Annotated in this window: 9 protein-coding genes; 7 read left to right on the forward strand and 2 right to left on the reverse strand. The window is 52.3% G+C overall.

Annotated elements, in window-relative coordinates:
- The first annotated feature begins 60 nt into the window (after positions 1-60).
- Entirely contained in the window at positions 61-975 is a 915-nt protein-coding gene (locus BJF95_RS03920) for a LysR family transcriptional regulator (RefSeq protein WP_075638164.1), read from the forward strand.
- A 25-nt stretch (positions 976-1,000) separates the two neighbouring features.
- Here the strand turns inward: BJF95_RS03920 and BJF95_RS03925 are convergent, their stop codons facing one another.
- Positions 1,001-1,945 carry a DUF535 family protein gene (locus tag BJF95_RS03925; RefSeq protein ID WP_175577194.1) on the reverse strand — a complete coding sequence of 315 codons (945 nt, stop codon included), beginning with the start codon at positions 1,943-1,945 and terminating at the stop codon, positions 1,001-1,003.
- Between the two features lie 547 nt (positions 1,946-2,492).
- On the opposite strand from BJF95_RS03925, the gene BJF95_RS03930 reads away from it, so the two are divergent.
- A complete protein-coding gene (locus BJF95_RS03930; RefSeq protein ID WP_075638166.1) occupies positions 2,493-3,452 on the forward strand; it encodes a hypothetical protein in 960 nt (319 codons plus the stop codon).
- Between the two features lie 114 nt (positions 3,453-3,566).
- On the opposite strand, the gene BJF95_RS03935 is transcribed toward BJF95_RS03930, so the two are convergent.
- Positions 3,567-4,292: a pentapeptide repeat-containing protein gene (locus BJF95_RS03935; RefSeq protein ID WP_083638682.1), complete on the reverse strand. Its 726-nt coding sequence runs from the start codon at positions 4,290-4,292 to the stop codon at positions 3,567-3,569.
- Positions 4,293-4,802: 510 nt separating this feature from the next.
- On the opposite strand from BJF95_RS03935, the gene BJF95_RS03940 reads away from it, so the two are divergent.
- The 5 genes from BJF95_RS03940 (at position 4,803) to BJF95_RS03960 (ending at position 11,376) form a co-directional block, all read left to right on the forward strand.
- Positions 4,803-5,390: an ANTAR domain-containing response regulator gene (locus tag BJF95_RS03940; RefSeq protein ID WP_075638167.1), complete on the forward strand. Its 588-nt coding sequence runs from the start codon at positions 4,803-4,805 to the stop codon at positions 5,388-5,390.
- 11 nt (positions 5,391-5,401) lie between these two features.
- Positions 5,402-6,694 carry a CmpA/NrtA family ABC transporter substrate-binding protein gene (locus tag BJF95_RS03945; protein WP_083638683.1) on the forward strand — a complete coding sequence of 431 codons (1,293 nt, stop codon included), beginning with the start codon at positions 5,402-5,404 and terminating at the stop codon, positions 6,692-6,694.
- Between the two features lie 318 nt (positions 6,695-7,012).
- Positions 7,013-8,425, forward strand: coding sequence for a CmpA/NrtA family ABC transporter substrate-binding protein (locus tag BJF95_RS03950; RefSeq protein ID WP_075638168.1), 1,413 nt, complete (start codon positions 7,013-7,015; stop codon positions 8,423-8,425).
- Between the two features lie 94 nt (positions 8,426-8,519).
- Positions 8,520-9,605 (forward strand): ABC transporter permease, encoded by a 1,086-nt coding sequence (locus BJF95_RS03955; protein ID WP_075638169.1) that lies wholly within the window; start codon positions 8,520-8,522, stop codon positions 9,603-9,605.
- Between the two features lie 10 nt (positions 9,606-9,615).
- Positions 9,616-11,376: an ABC transporter ATP-binding protein gene (locus BJF95_RS03960; protein ID WP_075638170.1), complete on the forward strand. Its 1,761-nt coding sequence runs from the start codon at positions 9,616-9,618 to the stop codon at positions 11,374-11,376.
- Position 11,377 lies beyond the last annotated feature (1 nt).

Consider the following 11,377-nt stretch of genomic DNA (forward strand, 5'->3'; position numbering starts at 1 on the left):
ATTGTGGCTGGAAAGCAAAACGATGTTTACGAAACGAGGTATGAGAGATATTCATAGCTGATGAAATCCTTGCAGCGCCGTCTCTTACCCTCGACCACCGCCCTCGTGACCATGGATTCCGTGGCGAGGCTCGGCAGCTTTTCGGCAGCAGCAGCAGAGCTTAACCTGACACAAGGGGCCATCAGCCGCCAAATTCTGGCGCTGGAACAGCAGCTTGGCACACCTCTGTTTGTGCGCAACGGTCGCGGGGTTGATCTCACTGCCCGCGGCGAGGCTTTTCACAAAACCATCCAGACCGCCCTTTCTCTTATTCAAGATGCATCGCTGGAAGCCATGACCGGCTCCGAAGACAGCCGTTTGAACATTGCCATCCTGCCAACCTTCGGCACACGCTGGCTCTTGCCCCGCATTTCGAGCTTTGTCGCTCTTTATCCCCATATCAATTTGAATTTCGCGACCAGAATCGGCCAGTTCGATTTTCAAGCCGAGCAATTGGATGCCGCCATTCATATCGGCAAGCCAAATTGGCCGCGAGCAACTTGCCGATTTTTGATGGATGAAACGGTGGCTCCGGTCTGTAGTCCATCTTTTTTAAAAGCGCACACTATCACAGGGCAAGACGCGCTCGCAACATTGCCGCTTATCGAAATGAAATCCCGCCCTTTGGCCTGGGATAACTGGTTCGCAAGCCTTGGCATAAAAGCCAATCCATCCGCCACCATGGGATTTGAGCAATTCATGAATGTGGCACAGGCCTGCATCGCCGGTCTCGGTGTCGCCCTTATGCCGCTGTTTCTGATCAAGCCGGAACTGGAAAGTGGTCAATTGGTGCTGGCCTCAGCCCATAGCGTCAAAAGCCAGAGCAGTTACTATCTCGTATCCCCGGACGACAAGCGGGCCTCAAAGCCATTGATTGCCTTCACACAATGGCTTTTGCAAGAGGTTGAGACATTTCGCGCCAGCACCTGCGACTGATCACGGACATAGTAGGGATGGAGCGTTACAGCGCCATCTCGCGGCGCTTCAAGCTTTCAAACATCTGGCACATTGCATGCCTCAAGCCCATCTCCAGTTCCTGACGCTTTTTGGCTTGAGACCGCTTGTTGGGCTTATACTCGGATAAATCGCGCGGCGGGCGATCGCAAGGGATCTGATACAAATACTGATTGATCTTTTCCCCGCCGCACTCCTCCCAGAAACCATCATAATCGGCATGAACGCGCTGCTTGAAGCGTCGGCTGGATGCGACCGCCTGCCCGATATAAGATGGTGCGAAAATCTCGGAAATTCCAAGCGCGCGGGCCAGGGACTGGACAAACATCACATGCAGATATTTGGGGCGCAGCCCTTCAAAAGCCTTGGTGAAATGGCGAAAGCTCTCTCGCCCCGGCTCTCCCGGAATACTGGATTTAACGATGCCGATCCAAAGAGCATCTCCAGAAGCGCCCAGGCCAAGCGTCTGCCGATTCACAAATGACATGCCCATCTGGACAATGGTGACATTGTTGAAGGTTAGCTTGACGCGAAGCTCCGCCTCGCGCGAGAACCCGTCCTGTTTGCATAAATACAGTGCGAGTTTCTGATCTTTATAGAGCATCTCCGCAATCAAAATCTCTTGGGTATGAGCGGCCAGAAACACGTTGTCATCGAAATACTTTGAAAACAAAGTATAGTGATCAACAATGGCACGAAATCGCCCACGCGCATTTGTGCAGCGTGAAAAATACCGGCCAACAGCTTTTGTCTGTAGATCGACCGATATATCTCTCACCTTACTAAAGGGAGGTTGTGACAAAAAGAAATTCAAGTCTTTCAATTCACGTCTATAAATCGATTCTAATACAAAGCGTCGTATTGAACAAATTATGAAACGCTTAAAGCTCTTTTTTTCGACTGAATACTCAGAAGCCGGCAAAAATTCTAATGTATTATTGACATCCGCCACGTCGCGCACCGTTTTAAAAACATCCCCATTTGCGCCCTAGCACAATAATTTTCACTATTTCAACGAAATAATGTTAAAACTATAAAAAAAATTTCACACCCAAATAAAGTAACATTCTGGCAAATTTGAAAATTAATTTTCTTTTGTATCTTTTTTTAGAAAAAAATATAGCGAATTAATTCTAATTGCCTATAAAAACTCAATCAAAACTAATAAAATTAGATTTTATTTTCAAAACCCGCCCGCTAGGAGAACGATTGTGTGGTATAACTTTCTGAAATTCTATTCATAAATGTGGAGAAATATACATAGTATTTCTACAACAAGACATTGATGTGAAGGTCGGACATACATACAGTCAATTCGGCTAATTTAAATATTACATTATAAAATTTAAATAATTTAGAAATATACGCTAAAAATTCAATAAATTCATTGCTATCAAAGCCTAACAGGATTAGAAGGTTTGTGTCGAAAGACACTCATGCATGGCTTGAATACCATCCAAATCGATTGCTGACATGGCGGTCACAAGGAGAATGCCGAGATGCAAAAACTTGATGTCCAATCCAAAGACCTTGAATCAATTGCGCGCAGCGGCAGCAAACTGCGTCGAATGGCCGTGCGGCTGCCAACCTATATTGCTGACATTCGCGAAAATCCCGCCTGGCTTCCAATGTTTATGTTTGCAAGAACCCTGCCTGGGCGAAACCTGCATTGGCTGACAGCCCGAAAGCCAAAAACAGAGCAATCGAGCGGCAAAAGCATGTTTCATGCTGATTACCGCTCTGCGGTATCCGCCTTAAAACAAGATGGCATATTCACCGGCTTACATCTTCCACAGGCCATCCATGAAGAAATTCATGCCTATGCTCTTAACACGCCATGCTTTGGCAACTTCGATCGCCGGCTGGAGTTCAAAGCGAGCGATCATGCAAACGCTGAAAAGCAATATGGACGCTCCCTGTTGAGCGGCCACCTGTTTGACCGGATTATGGACTGTGATGCAGCCCTTGCCGTGCAAAAAGATCCGCTTTTGATCGACATCGCCAAAAACTATCTTGGTGCCGACGCGCAATTGATTACAACGCGAGTTTGGTGGAGTTTTCCAACGCTCGCGTCCGAAAAAGACCGCAGCATGGCCTCGCTCGACAAATTTCACTTTGACCTTGATGACTGGCGGATGTTGAAATTTTTCTTCAATATCAACGCAGTCGATGAAGGCACCGGCCCGCACGTGTTTGTGCGTGGCAGTCATCGTCGTCGCCGCCTCAAACATCAGTTGACCTTGCTGGTCGGCCATCCCGCCGACGATGTGTTGGGATATTATGGCCCAGACAGCGCAATCACTCTCACAGGGCCAGCCGGTTCGGGTTTTGTCGAAGATCCCTTTGGCTTCCATATGGGAACAGTGCCAACATCAAAGCCTCGCTTGATGATGGAGGTTGGCTTTGGCGTTTCAAAACCCTCCAAGCGCCGCTTTCACGGCGAACCAATCATCCGATAGGCTGACACAAAAGCAGAAAGCACCGTGCGGATTTGAATGTTCTGCACGCTGCTATTCTGCATAATATTAAACATCGGATTTTTGAAAGGCTGGTGAGCGCGCAATCCTGTTCGCTCAATCCGGCTGGCAGGGCCAATCACTGGGGGCCGTCAAACCGAGAGGCAAGCGGGTTTGGCTATCACCACAGGCCAGATCAACCTGATCTTGCTTCAACCCTTTGGCCGTCGACAAATCAACGCCCTCAATGCGGGTGCGAAACATGAAGGCTTCACCAAAATCAACGCCCCCATCCAGGCGGGCGTTGTTCAAACTCACACGCGACATGTTGGCCAGGTTAAATTTGGCACCGGTGAGAATCGCTTTTTCAAAGTTCACCCGGCCAAGCTCGGCCTTGGTGAAATCGGCTCCGGCCAAATTGGCCGCCTTGAGGTTTACGCGCTGCATTTCAGCGTTCACGAAGCTCGCATCCACCGCCGAGATGCGCGACATTTCAGCCCGATAGGCTTCGATGCGCTCAAACTTTGCCCCATCCGCTTTGGCGCCTGCAAGCAAGGTACGGATCAGTGTGGCTTTTTCCAAATCTGCCGATTGCAGATTGGCGTTGCTTAAATCTGTAAAACTCAGGTCCGCATCATAAAGGTTTGCATCGCGCAAGTTGCTTCCGCCCAACATAAGCTGGCGTTTGTAACAGCCAGACCAGTCAACCTTGGTGTCGGGACTGCTACGGCAATCAGCGGCACCCGCAACTGTCGCTGAAACAATGAAAGCGACCACCAGAGACAACAGCACGCTGGCCCAACGACTGGCGATTTTGATCCCATACAACACTGTGGGTGTCATTTTCAAAACTAACCTCTCCTGCGGATGCTCTGCACGCACAAACCTGACGTCGCTATCGAGCTCGGATTTTCGCTCTAATTGACCCCAAAAATCAAATTTGATTTCCCGGACAAACTTAAACGACAGAATTCGAGCTATATTGGACTCATTGGCGTAAAAACAACCTATCGTTTTAGACTTTCTCGACTGGATGAAACCAGCAACCACTTACCCCATCATGCCGCGGCCATATTCCATACCATCGGCATAATCCTCGTCTTTATTCGGGTCCGATTTAAGGAATTATGCAGTAGCACGGATATGCACCGATGAATTTTACAATTCATCTTACATCCGCCTTTTTTATTGTGTCGCGCAAAGCCTACATCATCATAAGTGCCAAACCCAGCCAAGGCCGCAAAAATGTGAACGACTGTGATCATTGCTGCACAAGGGCTGCGCGGCGCTGTGGTTGATGGCTTTTCCACCAAGGCGATTGTCAAGCTTTTCGCAGTGCAGTATGCCTAATGCGTGGACCACAGCGACCTGACCATTCTTGTGATTGATGAAAACACCATCCGCGCTTCCATTATCGAGGAAGGCCTGCGGGAGGCAGGGCACTTGCGTGTCACCGTTATCCACGACGTGAATGGCATTGCCCGCAGCATAGAGCAACTGACGCCAGACGTTATTATCATCGATCTCGAAAATCCAAACCGCGACATGCTGGAACACCTGTTTCAACTGACACGCAGCGTCAGCCGCCCGATTGCCATGTTTGTCGATCGCGCCGATACCGAATCCATTGCTGCCGCAGTCGATGCGGGCGTGTCGGCCTATATCGTTGATGGCCTCAAAAAAGAGCGGGTCAAGCCTATTCTTGATATGGCCGTCATGCGATTTCGTGCGTTTGATCGCTTGCGGCGCGAATTGACCGACGCCAAAACTGCACTCACGGAACGCAAGGTCATTGAGCGCGCCAAAGGCATATTGATGAAAATGCGCGGGCTTTCCGAAGAAGAAGCCTTCGCACTTTTGCGGCAAACCGCAATGAATGAAAAAAAGAAAATGGTAGACATTGCCCAAAGCGTCGTCACCGCCGCCAGTCTTTTGATGTGAGGAACCCCGAGATGACCAAGGCGGACACGCACAAAAGCAAACCATCCACACCTTCAGCCCCCGCCGTGGGCCGCAAGGAAAACCGCTATCTGCGCGCAGGCTTTATTCCGCTGGTCGATGCATCGCTGCTGATTGCAGCTGTGGAATTTGGCTTTGCGGCGAAAGAAGGCCTGACGCTTGATCTGGTCAAAGATGTCTCCTGGGCCAATGTTCGCGATCGCCTCGCCTTTCAGCAATTCGATATTGCCCATATGCTGTCGCCCATGCCGGTGGCCTCCATGCTGGGGTTGGGCTCCAACCCCTCGCCCACAATCACCGCGTTTTCGCTGGGTCAGGGTGGCAATGCGATTACCTTGTCCACCCGCCTGTTTCAACGAATGCTTGATACCGGCACAATAACCGAGACATCAAGCGCACTCGACAACGCCAGGGCCTTGGCTCTTGTGCTGGACAGCATGCGTCGTGGGGGAGAACCATCCCCCACCCTCGGCGTGACCTATCCGTTCTCGTCCCACAATTATGAATTCCGCTATTGGCTGGCGGCTGGCGGCATCAATCCAGATACAGACGTCAAGCTGGTGGTTGTGCCGCCACCGCTAACCTCCGATGCGCTGGCGGCAGGCGCGATTGATGGCTTTTGCGTTGGCGCGCCGTGGAATATGGTGGCATCAAAGCGCGCCACCGGCCGCATTGTGGCAACCAAGCAAGATATTTGGCCCTCGGCACCGGAAAAAGTTCTGGGCATGCGACCAGAATGGGCGAAAGACCATCAAGACACAATTGCACGTTTGATTGTAGCACTGGATGCGAGCGGGCGATGGTGTGATCAGCCCGAAAATCGGGCTATTCTGGCTGACGCTCTTTCCAGTGAGCGCTATATTGGTGTTGCCGCAGAGATCATTCAGCCGGTGCTGGCGGGCGAATTCAATGTTGATGCCAAGGGCAACCGGCGCATCGTTGATAACTACTTCCGCTTTCACGGCAATCAGGCCAATTACCCTCGCCCCAGTCACGCCTTGTGGATTTACAGCCAGATGATCCGCTGGGGGCAGACAGAATATTGCGCAGAACAGGTCGCAAATGCAGCATCCGCCTATCGCCCCGACATTTACAGGCAGGCGCTTGGCCTGCCCGAGAGCCTCAATGCGCAAGACATGCGCGTGGAAGGACGTGATTCGGCCGATGCATTCATCGATGGCTTTTCGTTTGATCCTCACCAGATCGCTGGCTATGTCGAGGCATTTCCGGTGAAGGCACCCCATGTCCAGCCGACTGGAGATGAGGCAACCTCACCTCGTCTTTGAGCAAGATTGCCACTTATTAGGCAGGCTGCACAAGAAAGAAACAGCGAATTGCGTGCAGCCGCTTAGATTTTGAGCAGAAAATAAAATAAATAAACATTTGTTATCAAGAAGATAGATTCCATCTAGCCAGACTGGCACAAGATATGCTTATCTATCTTTGCGCGATCAACGGCGATCAGCGCAAAATTATCGCTTCGATGCGAACTCCATGACACAACGGCGTCTCACGGTTGCAATTCGACTTTTTCAAAAAGTCTGAGTGGCAAATCTTGAGGCGTTTTTTTGTTTTTATTTCCGTCAAAAAAGGGGAACCGCCACATGGTGCACAATGCCACCACAGGAAGGCTAAAGACGAGAAATCTGGTTCAATGTCTGTCCGTGTTGACCGCTGTTTTGCTTGGCAGCAGTGCTATACCGGTTGATGCCAAGATGCTGAAGGTCGAAAAGGATGAGCTGAAACTTGGCTTCATCAAGCTGACGGATATGGCGCCCTTGGCGATTGCCAAGGAAAAGGGCTTTTTTGAAGATGAGGGGCTTTATGTCACCCTTGAGCCGCAGGCCAATTGGAAAGTGCTGCTGGACCGGGTGATTGATGGCGAGTTGGACGGCGCACATATGTTGGCGGGCCAGCCGCTGGCCGCCACCATTGGCTATGGCACCAAAGCCCATATTGTGACCCCCTTTTCCATGGACCTGAATGGCAATGGCATCACCGTTTCCAATCCGGTGTGGGAGGCGATGAAGACGAATATTCCAGCCGGTCCTGATGGCAAGCCGCAACACCCGATCAAGGCTGACGCGTTGAAACCTGTGGTCGATGCTTTCAAGGCCCAGGGAAAATCCTTCAAAATGGGTATGGTTTTTCCGGTTTCGACCCATAATTACGAGTTGCGCTATTGGTTGGCCTCTGGCGGCATCAACCCCGGTTATTACAGCACCAATGACACATCGGGCCAGATCAAGGCGGATGCGCTGCTCTCTGTAACACCACCGCCGCAAATGCCGGCAACATTGGAAGCTGGCACCATTGATGGCTATTGCGTGGGCGAGCCATGGAATCAGGCGGCTGTGTTCAAGGGCATCGGCGTGCCGGTGATTTCCTCCAGTGAAATCTGGAAAAACAAGCCGGAAAAAGTGTTTGGCCTGACAGACGAATTCGTCAAGAAATATCCCAACACCACGCTGGCCTTGACCAAAGCGCTGATCCGCGCCGCCGAATGGCTGGATGAAAACAACAATGCCAACCGCATGGAAGCGGTCAAAATTCTTTCCAAACCGGAATATGTCGGTGCGGATGCCGCTGTTATCGCCAATTCCATGACCGGCACGTTTGAATATGAAAAGGGCGACAAGCGTCCCGTTCCCGATTTCAACGTGTTCTTTCGTTACAATGCCACCTATCCGTTTTACTCGGATGCGGTCTGGTATCTCAGCCAAATGCGCCGCTGGGGCCAGATTGCCGATCAAAAGCCCGACACGTGGTATGACGAGACGGCGAAATCGGTCTATCGCCCCGATATTTACATGAAAGCCGCAGAGCTTCTGATTGAAGACGGCGAAGCCAAAAAGGAAGATTTCCCTTTTGGCACAGATGGATACAAGGCCCCGACCGCCGAGTTCATCGATGGCATCACTTATGATGGCAAAAAGCCCAACGCCTATATCGACAGCCTGAAGATCGGTCTGAAAGCCGGCCAAAAGCTCGAAGGCACAACTGTTGTTGGCAATTGATTGAGCCTTGTGATTGAGCCTGGTGCCCGCATCCCATGCGCCAGGCGGCCCCTCATTTCTCTATTCAAGACTACGTTTGCGAAGGACCGGACCTATGACCAACGCGACAGAGACCTTCAATGTCACTTTGACTGACAAGGCCAAACGCAAGGAGCGCACCCTCCAGCGAATCAACAGTGCGGCCCGCTGGCTGGATGTGCTGGGCCTGGTCTGGCTGACGCCCATCCTGAAAATGGCGGCTGGCGAAGATCCCCGTGAGCAATTGGGCGTGCTCAAGCGCGTTTTGCTCTATCCTCTTGTCGGCATTCTCAGTTTTCTGGTGTTGTGGGGTGTGCTGGCCCCGCAAGTTCACACTTCGCTGGGTGCCATTCCCGGCCCGTTTGAAGTGGCAAAACAAGCCGAAGTGCTCTGGGCGGATTATCGGGCAGAACGGGCCAAAGCGGCTGAGTTTTATGCGCGTCAGGACAAGCGCAACGCAAAACTGGTGGCCGACGGCCAAGCCGATATGGTGAAAAACCGCAGCTACACCGGCAGCCCCACCTATATCGACCAGATCGGCACATCCCTGCTCACGGTGGGTCTCGGCTTTTTGATTGGCACCGTGATTGCCGTGCCGCTTGGCATTGCCTCCGGCCTGTCAAAAGCCTTCAACAGCGCCATCAATCCGCTGATCCAGATTTTCAAACCGGTCTCGCCCTTGGCCTGGCTGCCGATTGTCACCATGGTGGTGTCAGCGTTGTATGTTGACACTTCGGATTATTTTCCAAAATCCATGGTGGTCTCTGCCGTCACGGTGACGCTCTGCTCTCTTTGGCCAACCCTGATCAATACCGCGATGGGTGTTGCCTCGATTGACAAAGACCTCGTCAATGTTGGCAAGGTTTTGCAGCTCTCCACCGGCACCACCATTCGCAAACTGGTGCTGCCATCGGCGTTGCCGCTGATTTTCACCGGGATGCGCCTCTCGCTCGGCGTGGGCTGGATGGTGCTGATTGCCGCAGAAATGCTGGCGCAAAACCCCGGACTTGGCAAATTTGTCTGGGATGAGTTTCAGAACGGCTCGTCTGCGTCGCTTGCCCGCATTCTGGTGGCGGTTCTCACCATTGGCATCATCGGCTTCATTCTCGATCGCATCATGTATGCGCTGCAATCGGCCTTCACCTTCACCACCAACCGCTGAGGAGAGTTTGATGAGCATTTTGCAACTCTGCAATGTTTCCAAAAGCTTCGGCGACGGTAAAAGCCGCAATGACGTGCTGGACACGGTCAACCTCACCGTTGAGCAAGGCGAGTTTATTGCCATCGTCGGCTTTTCTGGCTCTGGCAAATCCACGCTGATCTCGCTGCTATGCGGCTTGACGCAGCCTGATAACGGCCAGGTGTTTTTCAAGGGTAAAGAGATCACCAAGCCAGACCCTGCCCTTGGCGTTGTCTTTCAAAACTATTCGCTGATGCCATGGCTGTCGGTGCGCGATAATGTGGCGCTGGCGGTGGACAGCATCCACAAGGACAAATCCGCATCCGAGCGGTCCGGGATTGTCGAGCACTATATCACCATGGTGGGCCTCGCCCATGCAACAGACCGCAAACCGGCCGAGCTTTCGGGCGGCATGCGCCAGCGGGTCTCTGTTGCACGGGCACTGGCCATGCAGCCGGACGTGCTGCTGCTGGATGAGCCCTTATCGGCCCTTGACGCCCTCACCCGCGCCAAGCTGCAGGATGAATTGGCCGCCATTTGCGAGCAGGAAAAGAAAACCATTATCCTGATCACCAATGATGTGGATGAGGCGATTTTGCTGGCAGACCGGATCATTCCGCTGACACCGGGGCCAAAGGCGACGCTAGGCAAAAGCTTTGATGTGAAACTGGCCCGTCCGCGCGAACGCACCGAGATGAATGCTGATGACGCGTTTATCGCTCTTCGCGCCCGTGTAACCGAATATCTGATGGATCTGGGTGCAGCCCGCAACAGTGATGCAGACCCCGGCATTGTTTTGCCAAATGTGGTGCCAATCACGCGAAAACCGCAAGCCGAAAACCTGCCCGCCGCCTATGCCCGCAAGGCGCAATCAGCCATCGAAAAGGGCTATGTCGAGTTTTTCGAAGTCAAGAAGATCTACCCCACCCCCAAAGGCCCGCTGACCGTTGTGGACGGGTTCGACCTGAAAATGAAACAGGGCGAGTTTATCTCCATCATCGGCCATTCTGGTTGCGGCAAATCCACGGTTTTGTCGATGGTGGCGGGACTGAACCCGATTTCATCGGGCGGTATTATTCTGGACGGTCGCGAAATTTCAGGCGCAGGACCAGACCGCGCCGTGGTGTTTCAAGCCCCGTCCTTGATGCCATGGCTGACGGCGCGCGAAAATGTCGCTCTGGGTGTGGATCGGGTTTATCCGGACGCAAGCCCTTCTGAGCGCAAGGATATTGTCGAGTATTACCTGCACCGGGTTGGCCTTGGCGATGCTATGCATCGGCTGGCCAATGACCTGTCCAACGGCATGAAGCAGCGGGTGGGTATTGCGCGTGCCTTTGCGCTCTCGCCCAAACTGCTGCTGCTGGATGAACCTTTTGGCATGCTGGACAGCCTGACCCGCTGGGAATTGCAAGAAGTGCTGATGGATGTGTGGAAACGCACAAAAGTCACCGCCATCTGCGTAACCCATGATGTGGATGAAGCCATTTTGCTGGCCGACCGCGTGGTGATGATGTCGAACGGGCCGAATGCCAAGATCGGCAATATCATGGAGGTGGACTTACCCCGTCCACGCTCGCGCAAAAGCCTCCTCTCTCACCCTGATTACTACGCCTATCGCTCGGAATTGCTGGAATTTCTTGAAGCCTATGAAGGCGGCGCAAACCCAAGCGCAGAACAGCTCACATCCATTCAGGAAAAACGCTCTGAACGGATCAATCGGCAAACATCATCCCGTATCGCGGCTGCGGAATAGG

The organism is Rhizobium oryziradicis, from assembly GCF_001939045.1.
GTDB classification, from domain to species: domain Bacteria; phylum Pseudomonadota; class Alphaproteobacteria; order Rhizobiales; family Rhizobiaceae; genus Allorhizobium; species Allorhizobium oryziradicis.